Genomic DNA, 19,422 nt, shown 5'->3' on the forward strand with positions numbered 1-19,422 from the left:
CCTTTATATCCTAAAAGTAAATTCTTCCCCCTGCTAATTCCAAATCCCCTCATTCAACGGACAAACTTATCAATAATTACTTAAAATGTGGTCACATTATTTATTGAATCGATATTATTATTGGAAAAGATTTATGAAAACTGCAGAAAGTATAATTATTAAAGAAAAATATGACAATAAGGGCTCATTTGTGACTTTAATAAATAATTCATTTTTACTATTTGAAATGAATAAGGCTGCCAATAATTGACAGCCTTTCGGAAATGTTCTTTCCTGATTATGGGATTCAGGTTTTAGTTATTGAACATTTAACTTTTCTAATATTGCTCTATCAATTAAACTCTGAATATGATTCCAATTGTAAATTTGAAATGTTTTATCATCAGACATTGCTACAAACAAGCCTTTTTTAAATTCTGGATTTAAAGAGATGCTGGTTACTTCATTGCCATCACTTTCAACAGTACTTGTTGGTATATAACAAATAAGTTGATGATGATCCGGATCCTCCTCCGAACCTTCTCTTGGATAGATGGCAAATCTACCAGCTTGTTGGTCACTTAAAATCAAATAACCTGTTCCATTCTCTCTTTTATAAATGCTAATACCTTCATGATCTTCCTTAATATCATTAGTTGCAAACAATGCGATTTGTGTATCACTACTATCCGGGTGAGCATAATACTTTCTTACTCCTACATTCTCATCTGAATAATATACATACCCTAATTCACTATCTACAGCTATCGCCTCTATCTCCTTAACACCACTAAACTTTCCGAATTTTCTAACCAACTCGCCTTCGACATATCCTTTTTCATTGGGAACTAACTTATACTGCCATAAGTACTCATTCTCAGGACCATACTTACGGCCTACTATTGCATAAATATCTTTAGTTATAGGGTCAGTGTATAAAGCTATACCCATTGGGTCTTTTATAGAATCTCCTTCAAAAACATAAATACCTCCATTATCTATTTCCTTCATTTCCGGTAAGGAAAAAACTCTTAACTTATTTGTCAGTCGCTCGGTTGTAACTGCGATATCGACAATTTGTCCATTTAAGTTAAATCCATAAGCTATATCTACATTATTAGGTCTTTGGATTCCTCTTACAGACCTCGTGGTATCTAGATTACCCTCCAGATCAAAGACGAACAACCCTCCTTCTCCTTTTTCACCTCCCTTATCTGTCCCAATTATCAAACTTTTTGATGGGTCATTCTGGTTTATCCAGATAGCCGGATCATCTGAATCAAATGTTACCGGATCTGTTACATATTGTGGCTTTAATGGAACTATCATAGAATCTGACATTACGATTTCCTTTTTACCATTAGCACCTTCTGATTTCCCGCAATTTGTTAAAGCAACAATGCAGAATAAAACCCATATAGCGAATAATATTACCTTTGTTTTAGTATAGACTTTCATCTGATATAGAAATTAAAATTAAACGGACCCGCTGAATTGGAGTCCGTTTTAGTAAGGTTTACAAAAAAATTATAAGCTAGATTTGAACATATCAAATTTGACTCCAAGTGTAACTCTTGAATTATAATATTCAACTTGCATAGTCCTGGCAGAAACACCCTGATAATATCTCAAAGGTTGATTTGTAAGATTATTAGCTTCGATGAATAATCGCCAGTTCTTGCTAAAGGCATAGGAAGCATTTGCATCTAAAAATAGTTGCTTATCGTAATATCTATCTTCAAACTGATCACCTCCAAGTTCATCGATATAATCATCAGAATAGTTAAGTGAAACTCTAAGAACCAGTTTGCTAGTCTCATAACTTAATGACCCGTTAAACATGTGTGATGCGGTACCTGGCAGTTCAAGGTCTTCATCTTCCCTTCCCTGAATCCCTTCTGTAGTTGATTGTGTAAATGTATAATTAATATAAATACCTAGTCCTTTCCATATCTGCTTTTGAAATGCAATCTCAGCACCAAATACATTTGCATTTCCACCATTATCAAAAGTTGTATATTCCAGCCCATTACCAAACTGTGGGTCATCATAATTATCAATTGATCGGCTGTAATTAAAATCATCTATATTCTTAAAGAATACACCACCTGACATAATACCAATTGATTCAAAATAACGTTCAGCCATAAAATCAAAATTCATTGATTTCGCAGGTTTCAGAGCCGGATTACCTCTAACTAACTCTTCATCATCAGGAGAATATTCAGCATATGGAACAAGGTCGTAATAATTAGGTCTGGCTATAGTATTCGTCCAGGCTAATCTTAATACAGTTTTATTATTTGGATTATACTTTAAATGTATTCCAGGCAGATAATTTGTATAACTATCAGATCCGTTGGTATTAAAAAATGTCTCTTCATCAATATTCAAGGCATATCCTGAATAATTAATTTCAGTATGCTCAACCCTGAAACCAAGAATAACTGATAGATTATCATTAAACTGATGGTCTACCATTGCATAGGCAGCATAAATCTGCTCATCGGCAGAATAATTCCCTGGTAAATATTCATCCAGAGCATCTTCCTTGTCAAACAATAAAGGATTATTCAAGTCAAGGTTGGCCAGGAATTCTTCAGAGACAAAATCACCTGGCTGATACTGACTACCCGGATTAAAATCAGGATCGGTTAGATTTCTAAGATTAGAAATTGCTCCTAATGTACTTCCAAATGCCTCAAGATCTACAGGCTCATAGAAATTGAAGTTATTCTCTCGTTCTTTATGTTTATTGCGGTATCTGAGACCGGATTTAACAATTGATTTTTCTCCAACCGGGAATTTAAAATCAAGTCTCGAGTTTAAATCACGGTCAAAAGTATATTGGTATTCTTCTGAAATCTCTCTGAACTCAATTGCATACTGATTGTTAAGATCATTCAAGGCAACAATAGGAAACTCAGAGTTTGTTAAATTCATTGTAACTGGCATATCACTCGATCGATAGCTAATATATCTTTCATTGGGTCTTTCTTCTGAAGCCTTTGCATAGTTTACTGACCAATCAATGATTACACTATTAAGGATATGTTCTCCTCGTAATTGAAGATTTCTATTCCTTTGATCTTCGAGTCTTCTGTTCTTATTCCGGTTACTGTTATTTCCACCTTTGGTTTCATATTCTACTCTACCAGGCATCTGGTAGATACCAGTTGAAACTCCCGTTGCCAGATCATCATCAAAGGCATCATCCAATTTACTAAACCCATTGGCAAACCTATTTTCCCAGTCATCCCTCCAGTTATACATACTTGAAAGATAGATGGTGTTATTTTCATTTATACTATAATCTAGATCCAGAGAAATACTTCTTCTTGCTCTTCTTACGAAATAATTCCTGGTTTCAAACTCACCTAAAACAACATCTCCATTTTCGGTTTCAAACCATTCGGCCTCAACATTTTCAGATCCGAAATCATTATTATAGTAAGAAGTAGAAAGTATTGCGCCCAACTTGCCATCAGCAAATCGGTCTCCAATTACCAAGCCACCTGTATAAATTGGTTTATCAGTTAAAAAATTAATTCCACTTCCTGCTGTTAGTGAAAGACGAAAATCTTCTGGTGCTTGCCTTGTGATCAGGTTAACTGCTCCACCGATAGCATCAGCATCCATATCCGGAAGCACAGCTTTACTCACTTCTACTGTCTGGATCATGTCAGAAGGAATAAGGTCAAGTTGAATTTTTCTGTTATCGCCTTCTGCGGAGGGAATTCTTTCTCCATTAATCATTACAGAGTTTAATTGAGGTGCCATACCTCTTATAATGATATCTCGCGCTTCACCCTGATCATTCTGGATAGTTATTCCCGGAATTCTTTTTAGTGCATCCCCCATATTTGCATCAGGAAAACGCCCTAGCTGGTCAGAAGAAACGACATTGGTAATATTTGAATTATTCTTCTGCTTATTTAATGCTTTCGCCTGTCCTCTTAATCGATCTCCGATCACTACTACCTCATCTCCTACGGTAATTGATGTAAACAACTCATAAGTTAATGTACTGGTTTTACCTCCTGTAACTTTTATCTCTTCCTCAATCTTTTCATACCCTATATACGTAAGAGAAAGGTTGTATTTCCCTTCGGGAACTGAAAGTAAAATCAATTGACCATTAACATCAGTGATATTTCCTTTTTCAACAACTCCTTTAAGGACAATTGTTGCTCCAGGCATTGGCAAACCAAATTCATCAACAACTTTGATAAGCACTCTCCCGTTTTCTTGTGCGGACAATTGAATACTAATAAAAGAAACCAATGAATATAAAATGACTTGTAAGAATGTTTTCATATTCGATTATAGTTGTTTGTTAATTTTGGCTGCAAGATATAATCAGCCTTTTATCCGAATATGAAGCATCATTTAAGTGTTTATAACTTAATTAGATTAAAAAATGATTCTTAAACGCTTTGTTTACATTCTGGTATAATTACCATATCATATTGATAACAAAAAGGCCTGTCATTTTTAGTGACAGGCCTTAATTGTATAATTATTGAATATTAAAAGCTATTATCTCCATCTAGCAAGTTACCTAGCCCTCCAAGCAAGCTTCCTTCTCCTTTACTCTTACCTCCCAACTGTGGAGCAGCAGCAAAAACTCTAGATGCCAACCTGCTAAAAGGTAAGGATTGAATATATACAGCTCCCGGACCTCTTAGGGTTGCATAAAACAGCCCTTCACCTCCAAAAATTGTATTTTTAATTCCTCCAACGAATTCAATATCGTAATCTACTGTGGGTGCAAAGCCGACCAGGCAACCTGTATCAACTTTTAATACTTCTCCAGGTTGCAAGTCTTTTCTAACAATGGTTCCCCCTGCATGCACAAATGCCATTCCATCACCTTCAAGTTTCTGCATAATAAACCCTTCTCCTCCGAAGAATCCTCTTCCAAGTTTTTTAGAAAACTCAATTCCAACTGTTACTCCTTTAGCCGCACACAAGAATGCATCCTTTTGACAAATAAACTTCCCTCCTTTTTCTGATAAATCTATTGGCATTATTCTTCCAGGATATGGTGAGGCAAAGCTCACTTTCTTCTTACCATGAGCTTCGTTAAGATAAACAGTCATGAATAAGCTTTCCCCGGTTAACAATCTTTTTCCGGCAGAAAAAAGTTTACCCATCACTCCTGAATCTTGATTTGACCCATCTCCAAAAATTGTCTCCATTCGGATTCCGGTATCCATCATCATAAAACTTCCAGCTTCGGCAATAACAGCTTCATGGGGATCCAGTTCGATTTCCACAAATTGCATCTCTTCGCCATATATCTGATAATCTATTTCATGTGAAGTCATCTCTTTCATTGTTTATGGTTAATAAATCAATTACAAATAAATTTAATATTTGGAGAATTAATAAAACAGTTTCAAGATTCATTTTACATAAACGGTAATATCAAATGGAATAAGGAAAAATTCAACTCCTTGAAATTACTTCAAATAATAAATATCATTTTAGGGTCCACTTAAAAAGGGGTAAATAAAAAAGGGTATACTTCAGTACACCCCTAATTAAAATTTTATTGTTAATTAGAATTATCTTTTCCCATAATACATAGCATCGGTTCTTTTTTTGATAATCATACGACGAAATGAATATCCTAGAAATGCTCCGAGAATCCCACTTATTCCAGCAAACAAAGCAGTGATAACATGTAGATATATTCCTGATGTCAGCCCGAATACTCCTGCCATCCGTGAACTCATGATAGCATCATTTGCATTATCAATGCTTACAGTAAGAATAATAGATGCCAATACGGAACCAAAAAAAGAAGAGGTTACCATATTTCCGGCATTCATTTTAAATATTGCAAATAATATTATTGAAATAATCATCGGGCTATACCAAGGCAAATATGAGTGCAGAAAATACACCAACAACCCGGTTAATATTGTCATTCCTAATGTCTTCATCTTATTTTTGTTTTATCCTCAGCACTACATTATTAGTTAGCAGATCTTCTTTTTTCTTCGCAAAATTCAGTTTGTAATATTTACCTGCTGCCCAGTCTCTTATAAACTGATTGTATTTGCTGCTTCCCGGATTCCCTCCTTGTCCACCGGCTATTATTGCATACCCTTGAACATTACCAGGCTCCATTGATACAATCATCCTCCAGGCCGGACCGTGATTTTCTTTGGTAGCATTAACAATATTTTGCCCACCACCAATATTTAAATGTGTCTCATTAAAGGATTTAAAAGCAGGAACCAGGTGTGATGCATAAGTATCTTTATATGATGCCCATGTCAATGAATCATTTCTTTGGGATAATAAAGTATCGATAACTGTAACTGATCTTATAAAACTTTCCCTAATTGAATCTTCTAGAGAAATATTATACTTCTCAATATATGGTTTAATTGTTCCATTTATTAGCAATGTTGATAAGGCCCCATCTTCAGGCATCAATACCGGTCCTCCAAGATCTTTAATTGGTTTCCAGATCATATCAGTCAAGGTATCATACCAAATTTTAAAATAAACTGGCCCAACTTTATCTGGATCATTATTAAAATCCCATTTGTTAAGAGTGCTTAATACTGCCTTTTGACTTGCTGACATATCTATGATATTAAGCGTATCCAACATCCATGGCAATATTTCTTTTGCTTTAAGGTTTTTATTATTTTGCTGTAAAGTCATCATATCCTCTACAGTAATATTATTCATCTCAGCTAACTCAGTATTTATAACTCTGTTTCTGTAATGTTCATAATCTCCTGAAAGATACCAATATGGATAGTCGGTAGAAGTTGGAACTTGGTTTGCTGAACTCACAAATCCACGCTTTGGATTTATTGATGACGCATTATTTTCACTTGGAATATAATCAGACCAATCATATACGCTGGAAGTTCCATCCATTACAAATTTTCCTTGTTCTGGAAATCTAACTGGAAATTTCCCTTGAATGGTCATTGCTATATCACCATTAGTAGAAGCAAACACAAAATTCTGTGCCGGTGACTTATAGTGATTTAATGCTAATCGATATTCATCATAATTTTCAGCACTATTTAATTGAACAAAAGTTTTCAACTCATTACTTCTTTCATGAGCTATCCACTTCATTGCAAACCCCTTTCTTGGAGAATCAGCACCAAAGGATTCATCATACATTACCGGCCCATGATGAGTGTATATTACTGTATCAATAAAACTTTTCTTTCCTTTAATCTCGATAGTTTCGATCTTCGGTCGGGTTGGATAAAATTTCCCTTCATGCAGGTATTGCTTTTTGTCTTCATTCTTAAATTCTATAGAGTACCAATCAACCAAATCCCTTCTGGCATTGGTTACACCCCATGATATATCTCTGTTAAAACCGCTAATCACAGCAGGAGATCCTGGTATTGATGCTCCCATAACCTCATATCCTGGAGCCTGAAGGTGAATAATATACCAGATTGAAGGCAATTGAAGTCTCAAATGTGGATCATTAGCTAAAATTGGGTAACCTGATTTAGTTTTACTTCCTGAAACTGCCCAATTATTTGAACCATTATCTTTATCTGGCTGATCAAACATATTTTCGGGATAAACTGAATTTATTGAATCAATATTCTTTCCGTACTGCTGACCTTTAAAATCCCACTTCCTTTCAGAATTTATAATTGGATCTTCATTTTCAAGGTGCTCCGGGTATATCAGATCAAATATTTCTTTCCCAAGTTTTTGATATAGGTTTGTATATTGAAAATCATTATTTCTGAAGGCCAGATCATTAGCCATCATCTTTAATAATAATGCTGTTTTAAGGGGAGTCCATTTCTCAGGTTTGTAATCCAGAATTTTGTATTCTATAGGCAGATCCTTTTCTTCTAACTGAGATATATAATGATTTGCTCCTGCGGTATAAGCCAGCACAACCTCCTTTGTTTCAGGATCATCCATTAAAGCTTGCAGAGCATTTTCAGCTGCAAACACCAAGCCTCTTCGTCGCATCGATCGATCATAATCTAATGCTATATCCCCAACAATTTCAGAAATTCTCCCGGCTGCTCCTCTAGTTTGAAAGTCCATTTGCCAAAGTCTGTCTTTAGCTGTAACATAACCCTGAGCAAAGAATAAGTCATATCTATTTTCAGCAAAGACATGTGGTATATTTAAGCTGTCATAAATAATTTCAACAGTTCCTACCAAAGAATCTACTTCCAAATCTATGGATATTGGTTCCTGATTTACAGGTTCAGCATTTTTCCAAAAGCCATCGCTAACGGATAATATTTTACCTGGTGGTGGCACATTAGTAGTGCCAAACGAAATTGGATTTGAAAGAAAATATACCCATGATAGACACAGGACAAGAGCGAAAAAAAATCTTAGCCAGTTCATAATGTTTTTTGATCCCACATTAAATTGCGTAAGAATTAACAAATAACAAAAAAAACTTATTTTGCATTTACAAACTCTTTGATTATTAGAACAAAATATTCAATTAATACATCTTTATAAAATTAAACAGTCCAAATAAAATATACACCTCATATTAATGGGTATAAACAAACAAAAATGAACAAAACAATCTACTCAAGTGCCAGGAAAATCAAAGTTGTATTATTCGATGTTGATGGAGTCCTAACTGATGGGGGCATCATTTATGACAATTCTGGTATGGAATACAAGCGTTTTCATGTTCGAGATGGTCAAATAATTCGTTTTTTGAAGGAATCTTCTATAACTGTAGGAGCAATTACAGGTAGAAATTCTGTTGTTGTTAAAAACAGGTGTGAAGAATTAAAGCTCGATTTCCATTTTCATGGAGTAAAAAATAAATTAGACACATTCAAAAAAATAAAACTTGACTACAAAGTGTCAGATGAAGAGATCTGTTTTATTGGAGATGATGTTATTGACTTACCCATTTTAACACGAGTTGGTTTCTCAGCAACACCTGCAGATGCTCCGGATTATATGGATAACTATGTTGATTATCGCTGCATAAAAAAAGGCGGATATGGTGTTTTGAGGGAAGTTGCAGACTTAATTCTTTTAAGTCAGGGGAAACTTCACGATATCCTTGAAAGAATGGCAGAAGGCGGAGAGTGAAGAAAAATAAATCTAGATTTCAGACTATAAGGTAGACTTAATAAAATTCACTACTAACTAACTGAACAAAAGACAATTAACAATAAAACAAAAAAGGCGACCAAATGGTCGCCTCTATTTTTTTTAACATCAAAACGTATTAAGCGTTGTTTTTGATGTCTTGAACTTCTACTCTGATTTCTTGAGCTAAATTCTTTAAATCTTGCATACCTTTTCTAACTCTAGTTCCAGCAGCTTGGTTGCTTTTGTCATAGAATTTCTCGAAGTCTCCTTCTAACGATTGAACCAAGTCTAAAAGTTGCTCGTATCTTTTCATTTTCTTTTGTTTAAGGTTGTTGATAAAACAATTAATTAATGATTTACAGTGGGCAATATAGCTGAATTCTGCCTGAAATCAAGGAAAAAGCCATTTTTTTTAATTTTCTAAATTAAACTCAGCAAATTCTTTGATCTGATGGTATTCTCCCGAGTCTATTTTGGATTTTACCGCTTCGAAAGCAGCTATAGTTTGCTCAACATCTTCAAGTGTATGTGCAGCTGTAGGAATAATCCTAAGCATAATTACATCTTTTGGCACTACCGGATACACTACAACAGAACAGAAAATCCTATAGTTTTCTCTCATATCGTGAGTAAGTCCTGTAGCATCAGGTAATCCACCTTTTAATATCACTGGAGTTACCGGTGATTGAGTGGTTCCAATATTAAAACCTCTTTCTTTCAAACCTCCTTGTAAAGCATTAACAACTTTCCAAAGATTGTCTTTAAGTTCAGGTCTTGTTCTTAATAATTCTAATCTCTTCTTTGCTCCTATTACCAAAGGCATTGGCAATGACTTTGCAAATATTTGAGATCGGGTATTATATCTTAAGAAATTAATAATTTCCTTATTTCCGGCAATAAAAGCTCCGATGCTTGCCATTGACTTTGCAAATGTTGAGAAATACAGGTCAATATCATCCTGAACTCCCATCATCTCACCAACACCTGCACCGGTTTCACCCATAGTACCGAAACCATGAGCATCATCAACAAACAATCTAAATTGATATTTCTTCTTAAGATCTGCAATTTCTTTAAGTGCACCGCAGTTTCCTGACATACCAAAAACACCTTCAGTTATTACAAGAATACCTCCACCGGTTTCACCTACTAATTTTGTAGCACGCTTCAATTGAGTTTCTAAGCTCTCCATATCATTATGCTTGTAAACAAAACGTTTACCCATATGAAGACGAACCCCATCTAAAATACAAGCATGACTTTCAGCGTCATAAACAATAACATCTTTTCTGTCTACAACCGCATCGATGATTGATAGTACACCTTGATATCCGAAATTAAGCAACATTACGGCTTCTTTCTTTATAAAATCAGCCAACTGCTGCTCTAATTCTTCGTGGTGCTTTGTATTTCCTGACATCATTCGGGCACCCATCGGATAAGCAAGACCCCACTCAGCTGCTGCATCAGCATCAGCCTTTCTTACTTCAGGGTGATTAGCCAAACCCAGGTAGTTATTCAAACTCCAGGTCAACACTTCTTTACCCTGAAAGCGCATGCGTGGCGCAATCTCTCCTTCCAATTTAGGGAACATATAATACCCTTCACTTCTCTGTGAGTGCCTTCCTAGAGGCCCCATATCAGCCAGTAATTTTTCAAATAGATCCACAGCTATTTTATTTTAGATTGTTAAATCAAGTTTCAAAATTAGCAAAACACATCCGTAAACCAAAAATTGCCCCCATATTTTAGTGCTTTTGGGGATAAACTCACAAAATTTCGTTAATTAGCATACGCTTTACTTTAAGCTCATTTAAAGCTTTATTTAATACCCTAATCATTTACGTTAATCTATGATAAGGGTTTTTTAAATACGCTAACCCAATTACATCTGTATGAAAAATATCAAAAAAGTCTTAATAGCTAATCGCGGTGAAATTGCGTTACGGATCATCCGTTCATTAAAGGAAATCAATATAAAATCGGTTGCTGTCTATTCTGAAGCTGACCGAAATGCTTTACATGTCAGAGAAGCTGATGAAGCAGTTCTTCTTGGCCCTCCACCTTCGAATCAATCCTATTTATTAGGAGACAAAATCATAGAAAAGTGTAAAGAATTAAATGTTGATGCTATTCACCCTGGGTATGGATTCCTTTCTGAAAATGCAAATTTTGCCAGAAAGGTAAAGGAAGCCGGATTGATTTTTATCGGACCATCACCTGAATCTATTGAAGTTATGGGTGATAAAATTTCAGCTAAGAATGCTGTAACAAAATTTGATATCCCGTTAGTTCCGGGTACTAAAGATGCTATTACAGATATTGAGGAAGCAAAAGTAAAAGCAGCCGAGATTGGATACCCTATTCTTATAAAAGCAAGTGCCGGTGGTGGTGGAAAAGGAATGCGTATTGTTGAATCTGAAGGTGAATTCGAATCTCAAATGAAGCTTGCTGTAAGTGAAGCAACTTCAGCATTTGGTGATGGTTCAGTATTTATTGAAAAATTTATTACCTCTCCGAGACATATTGAAATTCAAATTCTTGGTGACACTCATGGTAACGTTGTTCACCTTTTTGAGAGGGAATGCTCAGTCCAAAGACGTCACCAAAAAGTTATCGAAGAGGCTCCTTCTTCTGTTCTGACTCCTGAAATCAGAGAGAAAATGGGTGAAGCAGCTATCGGTGTTGCAAAAGCTTGTAATTATTATGGTGCAGGAACTGTAGAATTCATAGTGGACGATAAATTGAATTTCTATTTCCTAGAGATGAATACTCGATTACAAGTTGAGCATCCGGTAACTGAAATGATCACCGGTATTGATCTTGTAAAAGAACAGGTTCGTATAGCCGAAGGACATAAACTTCCTTTCCAGCAATCTGATCTTACTATAAATGGTCATTCATTAGAGGTAAGGGTTTATGCCGAAGATCCTAAAAATAATTTCCTTCCTGACATCGGTAAATTAAAATCCTATCGAAGACCTCAGGGACCGGGTATCAGAGTTGATGATGGTTTTGAGGAAGGAATGGATATTCCTATTTATTATGACCCTATGATTGCCAAGCTTGTGACACATGCTGCAGACAGAGATAAGGCTATTGAAAGAATGATCAGAGCAATCGATGAATATAATATTACAGGAATAGAAACAACACTTGATTTCTGCAAGTTTGTTCTAAAGCATGAAGCCTTTACTTCAGGAAACTTTGATACAAAATTTGTAGAAAACTATTTCACTCCGAAAGTGCTGGAAAAAGATCTTTCTGATGAAGAAATAAAACTAGTTTCTGCATTAGCTGCGAAACTAATCAATGAAAATAAACAGAAATCTATTGAACAAACTTCAGGAGCTGGTGGCAACACTGTTAGCGCCTGGAGAAGAAGAAACAATCAATATTAATGGCTGACATTCTTCCAATCAGAGCTTGGCGGTACAACGAAAGTAAATTCAATGATCTTGAAGAGTTAACAGCTCCTCTCTTTGATGTGGTATCAAATACTCAAAGAGAGCAGCTTTATAAAAACCCCTTCAATAGTATTCATTTATCAGTTCCTTTAGGTCCTGACCCAATTGCTAATGCTCAAAAGAAACTTGAGGAATGGAAAAATAATGAAATAATTAAGCTCGATACCATACCTGGTATTTATGTCTATTACCAGTACTTCAAGCTCCATGGTGAAAAAAAGGAATATGTTAGGAAAGGATTTATTTGTAACATCCGTGTCCATGACTGGGATGATAAAGAAAAAATAAACTCAAATGACGCCATTCTCAGACATGAAAACACAATTCCTAATGCTGTAAATGACCGAATAGAACTTTTACAGGCAACTCAAATTCAAGCTAGTCCAACTCATGGTCTTTATTCTGATAAGGAACATCAATTAGAGAATTTAATGGATGAAGCCATCAAACATCCAATTGCTATTACTGAAGATTATCAGGGAGTAAAGGATGTTTTAGGCGTTATTCATGATTATGAGTTGATAAAGAAATTCATAAAGGTTATAAAAGACCGTTCAATTATCCTGGCAGATGGTCATCATAGATATGAGGGTGCACTTTCATATTTCAAAAAAATGAAGAGTGATAACCCTAATCATACTGGAAATGAACCATATAATTTCCATATGATGTATCTGACAAATATTGAATCAGATGATTTAAGAATTTTACCAACACACAGACTCATTAATGGTATTGAAAACTTCGATATTGATGAAATTCTGAAAAGAACAGCTGAATGGTTTACTATAAAACCTGTAGATAATCCGTTCGACATTGGTGAAGTTATCCTTGGTAAACCCTGGGCATTCGGTTTGGTATTTAAAGATCAGACATATAAAATCAGGCTAAAACCAGAAATGATAGATCAGATTTCCTGGAATTTCCCTGACATAATAAAAAAACTAGACCTGACAGTATTGCATTACTACTTTATTGAAAAAGTATTGGGTATTCCAGGGCGAGATCAGAGAAAAAGTTCCGAGATTTCGTTTGAAAGAAATTTCACTTCATGCATTAATTCTGTTGTTACTGAAAAATCACAATGTGCATTGATCACGCAAGAATTATCTGTTGAAGATGTCAAAAATGTATGTTACAGTGGATATACTCTACCTCAAAAATCAACATACTTCTATCCAAAAACCATTAGTGGCTTTTTATTCGGATCATTAAAGGAAGATGAATTTTACACGACCCCTCATATTAGCTTCTAGGTCACCAAGGAGAAAGCAATTAGTAGAGCAACTTGGACTAAGTGTTATTGTTCAACCGATGGATATTGAAGAAACTTATCCAGACACACTAGACCCATATAAAGTCCCTGAATATCTGGCAAGAAAAAAGGCTCTTGCATTTGAAAAAATCACGGATAATGCCATTATTCTTACAGGAGATACAGTTGTAATTCTCGACAATAAAATTCTTGAAAAACCAGCAGACAGAAATGAAGCAATTAATATGCTTAGCTCCCTTTCTGGTAAAAAACATGATGTCGTTAGCGGGATATGCTTAAGAGACAATTCAAACATTATTACTGCATCAGAAACAACCACTGTTTGGTTTAATAACCTATCTATTGAAGAAATATCTTATTATGTAGACAATTACAAACCATTTGATAAGGCTGGAGCTTATGGAATTCAAGAATGGATTGGAATGATTGGTGTGGAAAAAATTGAAGGTAGTTATTTCAATGTAGTAGGTTTCCCTATTCATCTGGTTTATCAAAAATTAATTCAATTCAATAAAGGCAATTAATTCCACAAACTTCCTAAAATAAAAAAAGGCCTCACTAAAATAGCGAGACCTTTAACCGGGCGATCAATCTAAATTTATTCGTCTACTTTTGCAAGATTTTGTTCATCGTCATCATCTTCATTTGCTGCTACCAAATCTCCATCCTCTAGATTTTTAGATACAGCAATAAACGGACCACTAACAACCTTTTCTCCTTTTTTCAATCCTTTAGTTACCTGGATATACTCAAAATTACTTATACCAGTTTCTACTATTCTTTTAGATACTTTGTTAGTAGTTTCATCATACACAAATACCACTTCTTCTACTTTCTTACCCTTTTCAGATTCTCCTTTATCTGAATCTTCAGACTTTTTCTCAGCATCTTTTTTAGCATCCTTTCCGAATTTCGGCTCATCAGATCGAGTTGTAACAGCCGCAATTGGAATACTTAGTGCATCACTTACAGTCTTGGTGATTATTTCCACAGATGCTGTCATTCCAGGTCTGAATGGAGAAAGACCTTCAGATTCAACTGGTAAATCATCATATGATTCGTTTAATATCAGAATGCGAACTTCAAACTCAGTAACTGCATCAGCACTAACTTTGTCTTTTGCTGTATTAGCAATCTGCGTAACTACACCCTTAAACATTCTATCCAAATGAGAATAAGCGTCAACGTCAATCTCTACAGTGTCATTGTTAGAAATTCTGATAATATCATTTTCGTTAACATCAACTCTTACTTCCATATTGTTAAGGTTAGCAAGAATCATCATTTCAGTACCAGCCATTTGGTTTGTACCCACTACTGTTTCACCCTCTTCAACACTTAATTTAGAGATTGTACCGTCTTGTGGAGCAAATATTTTAGTAAGGCTAAGGTTTTCTCTCGCATCACTTACTGTTGCCTGAAAACTGGCTACATTATACCTTGCAGCTTCCACATTTTTTTGTGCCGCTTCATAATCTTGAATAGCTATCTGGTAGTTATTTTCAGCAGTCTGCCATTCAGCGTCTGAAATCACCTTTTCCTGATATAATTTTTTATTTCGATCATAATCAAGTTTTGCTCTATCAAGATTAGCTTTAGCTTTAATCATATTTGATTCAGAAGCTTTTAAACTTGCTCTCTGTTGGTTTAAGTTAGCAACAGTTCTATTCAAAGCAAGTTCGAAGTTATCTTTACGAAGCTCTGCCAAAATATCACCTTTTTTAACTTTCTGACCTTCAACCACATGAAGCTTTATAATTTCTCCTGAAACTTCAGGGCTTATCTTAATTTCTGTTACTGGTTGAACAACTCCGGTAGCTCCCACTCTTTCAGTAATCGTTCTTGCCTCAGCTTCAGCCAATTCTACCTCTTCAGCTTGAGGGCCACCAATTACCTTAAATTTCTTCAGAGCGAATAAGATACCTAATCCGACAACGAGTACCAGCAATACCCGGATTATTAATTTTCGATTATTTGTGCGCTTTGCCATATCTATTAAAGTTCAATCTTTTTACCCTGATAGTAATCCAGGACTTTCAATTTAAAAATGTAGTCATATTTATTTCTTGTCAGGTCATTTTGAGCCTGAATGTAAGTGCTTTGTGCGATAGTCAGGTCAACAACATTAATTGCTCCTGCATCAGCTTGCTGTCTGGCCATTCGATATGCCTCCTCAGCTGCTGCTGTAGCTTTTTCTGCTGCCTGATATGCCAATCTGGCTGCCGCTACATCATTTGAAGCTTGCTCGATTTCCTGTCTTATTCTTAATTGCTCATTCTTATAAGTCAGCTCTGCTCTATCACGTGAAATCTTTGAGCGCTGGATATTAAATCGGCTATCCCAGTTATTGAAAATCGGTATATTTATACTTGCTCGAACTGAGTAATTTCTGAACTCCTCAAATTGTCTTCCGAAATTATATTCTGGAAACTGATCCTGAAAACTACTTGAAAAGTTAGTTCCATAATTTGCATTCAAGCTTAAAGAAGGTAATAATGCACCTCTTGAAATCTTAAGATCATATTCTGAAGATTCAAGTGAAAGTTCCGCAGATCTCAAATCTGGTAAACTATCAATCGCTGCTTGATAAATTGAATTTTTATTAACAATTACATTTGAATATTGTGCGGCATCAAGTTCAGGAACTACAATATCAAATGGAACATCACTTTCAATTCTTAAAGCTTGCTTAAGAAGTAATTTACTATATTGAAGGTCATTCTTGGCTTGAATAAGTTGAAGTTCATTGGAAGCAACTTGCGAAGCTAATTGAAGCTCTTCAGATTTTGCCATTGAACCAACTTCTACCATTCGCTTGGTTCTTTCATATTGTTGACTTGAACTTTCAAGAACTATTTCAGCAGACTCTACTAACTCCTTATTAAAAATAACATTAAGAAAAAGATTAGCTACCCGCAGACTTAACTCATTCCTTGATCGTTCAAAGTCATATTGTGTTCTTTCCAGATTTACCTTACTTTGCTGTAATGAACGCATTGTTCTTAACCCGGCATATATTATCCACTGAGCATTTGCACTTACCCCTGCAGTATTCAACTGATTTGTGGTAAACTCATTAGTTGTAGGGTCAATAGAACGTCCCCATTGTGATCCATAACTTCCTCCAATACTCAATGAAGGCAGGTAATCAAATTTGACATTTTTAACTGATGATTCAGATTCATCAATACTTAATCTTGTGATTTGAAGATCGATGTTATTCTGAACAGCATACTCAATACATTCTTCAAGTGTCCACAAAGTGTCTGCTTGATTTTGAGCATTGGCAGTCAAACCGACAGCCATTAGAAACAATAGGGTAAATATCCTTTTCATAATTAAAGTAAAAGTTAACCTTCCTTAGAGGTCGATATTTGGTATATATATAACTTCATGCACCCATTTAAGATGCTTAATATATTCTATAGAAATCGGGCTTAAAGGAGAGTCCATTTCGATGACCATACATGCTATATCACTTTTCCCTTTTCGTGATACAGACATTGTTGCGATATTGCACTCATCATTAGAAAGCACATTTGATATAAATGCTATGCTTCCCTTCTGATCATCATTAGTCAAAATTAAAGTATGAAGATTAGCACTGAAGTTAGCATTGAAGCCATTTACCTTTGAAATATTGATCAAACCTCCTCCAAGGCTTTCTCCAATTACTTCAACACTTCTGTTTTTTCTCTTCAGATTAAGCTTAACTGTATTAGGATGATAAATTGAAGCATTTCCAACAGACTTAAACTTAAAGCTCATTCCATTTTCCTTTGCTATATCCATCGACTTCTTGATTCGCTCATCATCAGTCTTAAAATCCATGATTCCAGCTATTATAGCCCTGTCACTTCCATGACCTTCGTATGTACGAGCAAAAGAATTATAAAATGTAATTTCTGCTTCTTCCGGCATCCCACCTAAAACGCGGTTAGCTGCTCTGCCAATACGTACTACTCCCGCAGTGTGTGAACTGCTTGGACCAATCATTACCGGACCGATCATATCGAATATACTGCTACGCTCTCCCATTTTCTTAATATCAAATTTTAAAAGTAAACCTTACAATACCTTACAATTATTTACGAGTGGTTAAATTTTTATTTAAAGACCAATTAATCCAATGTAGTCCATTTCAATAAAAGGCTATTACCATATATTTTGAAGCTATAAAAATAAAAAAAGAGCAACCAATGGCTGCTCTTTCGAAATCAAAATTATTTATAAATTAATTTTTTAGTACCTCTATTTCCACTCTCATATTATTGATAGCATCTTTTGATTCAACATCATAGAGTGGTTTTTCGCCTCCCCACCCTTTTGTGGTTATCCGAGCTTCATCAATTCCATTAAAAACCAGGAATCTTTTGATTATTTCGGCTCTCTCCTCACTTAATCTCTTGGCTGTTCCTAAAAAGGATTTATTATTTGAACTTAAACCAAAAAAATTATCATCACTATCTTTTAAGGTTTGAATTTTTCCGAAGGTATCGCCATTGGTATGCCCATTAATTTGAATTTCCAATTCTTGATTTTCATTTAAAAGCCTGACAAGTTCATTCAACTGCTTTTTTGAAGCGACTTTCAAAATTGCTGCATCGGTATAAAAATAAACTGCATACATTACTGCTATATCTCCTTTTGTATAACGCTCCAGATCATACTTTACATTTAAGGTATCACCCTTCAATTCTGCCTCAGTTTCAGCCAGCGTTTTATTAAAATTTCCCGGATAAATATCTTTCTCAACAGATTTATACCCAAATGTGCTAACTCTAGTCCTAATCATATCTTCTTCCATATTATAAATTTCAAATGGAATGGATTGATTAGAATTCACACGCAGAATTTCATTTTGACCTGCTTCATCATTGTACACATAAATAGTACTCTCTATCTCTTCTCCTGTTTGGACGGCTTGCGTAATGAATTTTATATATAACTCGCCCTTTTCTGCCTTTTCTTCTATTGTAAATTCTTCAGATACCTGACTAACGGGACTTTCTACCCCTTCGCTTATTTCATACGCATCATTTGAAGGTTCATCTATAGGTTGTGCTTGAGAGGAATAATCATTTAATATATCCGAAACTTCTTGATACTGTATACCACTTTTAGCAATTCCATCAACTTGATGAGCATAAACCCATGCATCATAATATGACCTGTCTCTGACATCCTGAACTAAATGATTAGCATGTCTCTTTTCAGCTAATTGATAAGCATAAATATAAAAGAGATCTCTTTCCGGAACATAACCATAATTGTAGTTAACAAGTCTTCTCCTTAACCAAGTCATCATAGTTATAGCATTCTCAGTCTGTCTGAATGCACCAACAACTACATAATATCCCGGAGCAAGTGTTTGACTTTTATCAGGAGTAGGCACAGGCCTGTCGTAAGGTAATGGTTGAGCATCAACCCCGACACTCAATACAAATAGCAAAAGTACAATCAAAACACTTCTGAATGAGTTAATTTTGCTATCACCTGTTAAAAAATTGCAAAAAATCATACCATATATCGTTGATATATGATAAAATAACGACAATTATTAAAAAAGTCCTAATAAACTTTCTTTTTTTACACTTTTTTAACCCA

Annotated in this window: 15 protein-coding genes; 4 read left to right on the plus strand and 11 right to left on the minus strand. The window is 35.1% G+C overall.

Translation table 11 applies throughout. The annotated features are described in order from the left end of the window. Positions 1-297: 297 nt before the first annotated feature. The 5 genes from HH304_RS06580 to HH304_RS06600 all read right to left on the minus strand — a co-directional run bounded on the left by HH304_RS06580 (position 298) and on the right by HH304_RS06600 (position 8,355). The gene (locus HH304_RS06580) at positions 298-1,437 is read right to left on the minus strand and encodes a phytase (protein WP_169679245.1); all 1,140 of its coding nucleotides are present in this window, start codon (positions 1,435-1,437) and stop codon (positions 298-300) included. 69 nt (positions 1,438-1,506) lie between these two features. After that, positions 1,507-4,296 (minus strand): TonB-dependent receptor, encoded by a 2,790-nt coding sequence (locus HH304_RS06585; RefSeq protein WP_169679248.1) that lies wholly within the window; start codon positions 4,294-4,296, stop codon positions 1,507-1,509. A gap of 212 nt (positions 4,297-4,508) precedes the next feature. Continuing rightward, on the minus strand, positions 4,509-5,309 hold the full coding sequence (locus HH304_RS06590; RefSeq protein WP_169679251.1) for a TIGR00266 family protein: 801 nt from the start codon (positions 5,307-5,309) through the stop codon (positions 4,509-4,511). A gap of 240 nt (positions 5,310-5,549) precedes the next feature. After that, positions 5,550-5,930, minus strand: coding sequence for a hypothetical protein (locus HH304_RS06595; protein ID WP_169679254.1), 381 nt, complete (start codon positions 5,928-5,930; stop codon positions 5,550-5,552). 1 nt (position 5,931) lies between these two features. Then, complete coding sequence (locus tag HH304_RS06600; RefSeq protein WP_169679257.1) at positions 5,932-8,355, minus strand: penicillin acylase family protein; 2,424 nt, start codon at positions 8,353-8,355, stop codon at positions 5,932-5,934. A 177-nt stretch (positions 8,356-8,532) separates the two neighbouring features. Here HH304_RS06600 and HH304_RS06605 point away from each other — a divergent pair, with 177 nt between their 5' ends. Next, positions 8,533-9,069, plus strand: a complete 537-nt coding sequence (locus HH304_RS06605; protein WP_169679260.1) for a KdsC family phosphatase — start codon at positions 8,533-8,535, stop codon at positions 9,067-9,069. A 139-nt stretch (positions 9,070-9,208) separates the two neighbouring features. Here the strand turns inward: HH304_RS06605 and HH304_RS06610 are convergent, their stop codons facing one another. Both HH304_RS06610 and HH304_RS06615 read right to left on the minus strand, forming a co-directional pair. Then, entirely contained in the window at positions 9,209-9,385 is a 177-nt protein-coding gene (locus HH304_RS06610; protein WP_169679263.1) for a histone H1, read from the minus strand. Positions 9,386-9,484: 99 nt separating this feature from the next. Then, on the minus strand, positions 9,485-10,741 hold the full coding sequence (locus HH304_RS06615; protein WP_333908745.1) for an aminotransferase class I/II-fold pyridoxal phosphate-dependent enzyme: 1,257 nt from the start codon (positions 10,739-10,741) through the stop codon (positions 9,485-9,487). Between the two features lie 226 nt (positions 10,742-10,967). Here HH304_RS06615 and accC point away from each other — a divergent pair, with 226 nt between their 5' ends. Genes accC through HH304_RS06630 form a run of 3 tightly spaced genes read left to right on the plus strand, consistent with a single transcriptional unit; the run spans position 10,968 to position 14,339 of the window. Further along, the gene (accC, locus tag HH304_RS06620) at positions 10,968-12,473 is read left to right on the plus strand and encodes an acetyl-CoA carboxylase biotin carboxylase subunit (protein WP_169679266.1); all 1,506 of its coding nucleotides are present in this window, start codon (positions 10,968-10,970) and stop codon (positions 12,471-12,473) included. Next, positions 12,473-13,795 (plus strand): DUF1015 domain-containing protein, encoded by a 1,323-nt coding sequence (locus HH304_RS06625; protein ID WP_169679269.1) that lies wholly within the window; start codon positions 12,473-12,475, stop codon positions 13,793-13,795. Before accC ends, HH304_RS06625 begins: the two co-directional genes overlap by 1 nt. Continuing rightward, complete coding sequence (locus tag HH304_RS06630; protein ID WP_169679272.1) at positions 13,761-14,339, plus strand: Maf family nucleotide pyrophosphatase; 579 nt, start codon at positions 13,761-13,763, stop codon at positions 14,337-14,339. Before HH304_RS06625 ends, HH304_RS06630 begins: the two co-directional genes overlap by 35 nt. A 74-nt stretch (positions 14,340-14,413) precedes the next feature. On the opposite strand, the gene HH304_RS06635 is transcribed toward HH304_RS06630, so the two are convergent. The 4 genes from HH304_RS06635 to HH304_RS06650 all read right to left on the minus strand — a co-directional run bounded on the left by HH304_RS06635 (position 14,414) and on the right by HH304_RS06650 (position 19,336). Continuing rightward, entirely contained in the window at positions 14,414-15,805 is a 1,392-nt protein-coding gene (locus HH304_RS06635) for an efflux RND transporter periplasmic adaptor subunit (protein WP_169679274.1), read from the minus strand. Between the two features lie 5 nt (positions 15,806-15,810). Beyond that, a complete protein-coding gene (locus HH304_RS06640; RefSeq protein ID WP_169679277.1) occupies positions 15,811-17,151 on the minus strand; it encodes a TolC family protein in 1,341 nt (446 codons plus the stop codon). Positions 17,152-17,175: 24 nt separating this feature from the next. Beyond that, a complete protein-coding gene (gene sdaAB / locus HH304_RS06645; protein WP_169679280.1) occupies positions 17,176-17,853 on the minus strand; it encodes an L-serine ammonia-lyase, iron-sulfur-dependent subunit beta in 678 nt (225 codons plus the stop codon). 196 nt (positions 17,854-18,049) lie between these two features. Beyond that, positions 18,050-19,336 carry an OmpA family protein gene (locus tag HH304_RS06650; RefSeq protein ID WP_169679283.1) on the minus strand — a complete coding sequence of 429 codons (1,287 nt, stop codon included), beginning with the start codon at positions 19,334-19,336 and terminating at the stop codon, positions 18,050-18,052. Positions 19,337-19,422 lie beyond the last annotated feature (86 nt).

Source organism: Marinigracilibium pacificum (assembly GCF_012926615.1).
Taxonomy (GTDB): Bacteria; Bacteroidota; Bacteroidia; order Cytophagales; family Cyclobacteriaceae; genus Mangrovivirga; species Mangrovivirga pacifica.

Bases quoted from the DNA above. Each gene is read 5' to 3' on its own strand.
- HH304_RS06595 (WP_169679254.1), bottom strand. From the start codon at position 5,930: ATGAAGACATTAGGAATGACAATATTAACCGGGTTGTTGGTGTATTTT.
- HH304_RS06590 (WP_169679251.1), bottom strand. From the start codon at position 5,309: ATGACTTCACATGAAATAGATTATCAGATATATGGCGAAGAGATGCAA.
- HH304_RS06585 (WP_169679248.1), bottom strand. From the start codon at position 4,296: ATGAAAACATTCTTACAAGTCATTTTATATTCATTGGTTTCTTTTATT.
- HH304_RS06630 (WP_169679272.1), top strand. From the start codon at position 13,761: ATGAATTTTACACGACCCCTCATATTAGCTTCTAGGTCACCAAGGAGA.
- HH304_RS06605 (WP_169679260.1), top strand. From the start codon at position 8,533: ATGAACAAAACAATCTACTCAAGTGCCAGGAAAATCAAAGTTGTATTA.
- HH304_RS06625 (WP_169679269.1), top strand. From the start codon at position 12,473: ATGGCTGACATTCTTCCAATCAGAGCTTGGCGGTACAACGAAAGTAAA.
- sdaAB (WP_169679280.1), bottom strand. From the start codon at position 17,853: ATGGGAGAGCGTAGCAGTATATTCGATATGATCGGTCCGGTAATGATT.
- HH304_RS06600 (WP_169679257.1), bottom strand. From the start codon at position 8,355: ATGAACTGGCTAAGATTTTTTTTCGCTCTTGTCCTGTGTCTATCATGG.
- HH304_RS06610 (WP_169679263.1), bottom strand. From the start codon at position 9,385: ATGAAAAGATACGAGCAACTTTTAGACTTGGTTCAATCGTTAGAAGGA.
- accC (WP_169679266.1), top strand. From the start codon at position 10,968: ATGAAAAATATCAAAAAAGTCTTAATAGCTAATCGCGGTGAAATTGCG.
- HH304_RS06640 (WP_169679277.1), bottom strand. From the start codon at position 17,151: ATGAAAAGGATATTTACCCTATTGTTTCTAATGGCTGTCGGTTTGACT.
- HH304_RS06580 (WP_169679245.1), bottom strand. From the start codon at position 1,437: ATGAAAGTCTATACTAAAACAAAGGTAATATTATTCGCTATATGGGTT.
- HH304_RS06650 (WP_169679283.1), bottom strand. From the start codon at position 19,336: ATGATTTTTTGCAATTTTTTAACAGGTGATAGCAAAATTAACTCATTC.
- HH304_RS06635 (WP_169679274.1), bottom strand. From the start codon at position 15,805: ATGGCAAAGCGCACAAATAATCGAAAATTAATAATCCGGGTATTGCTG.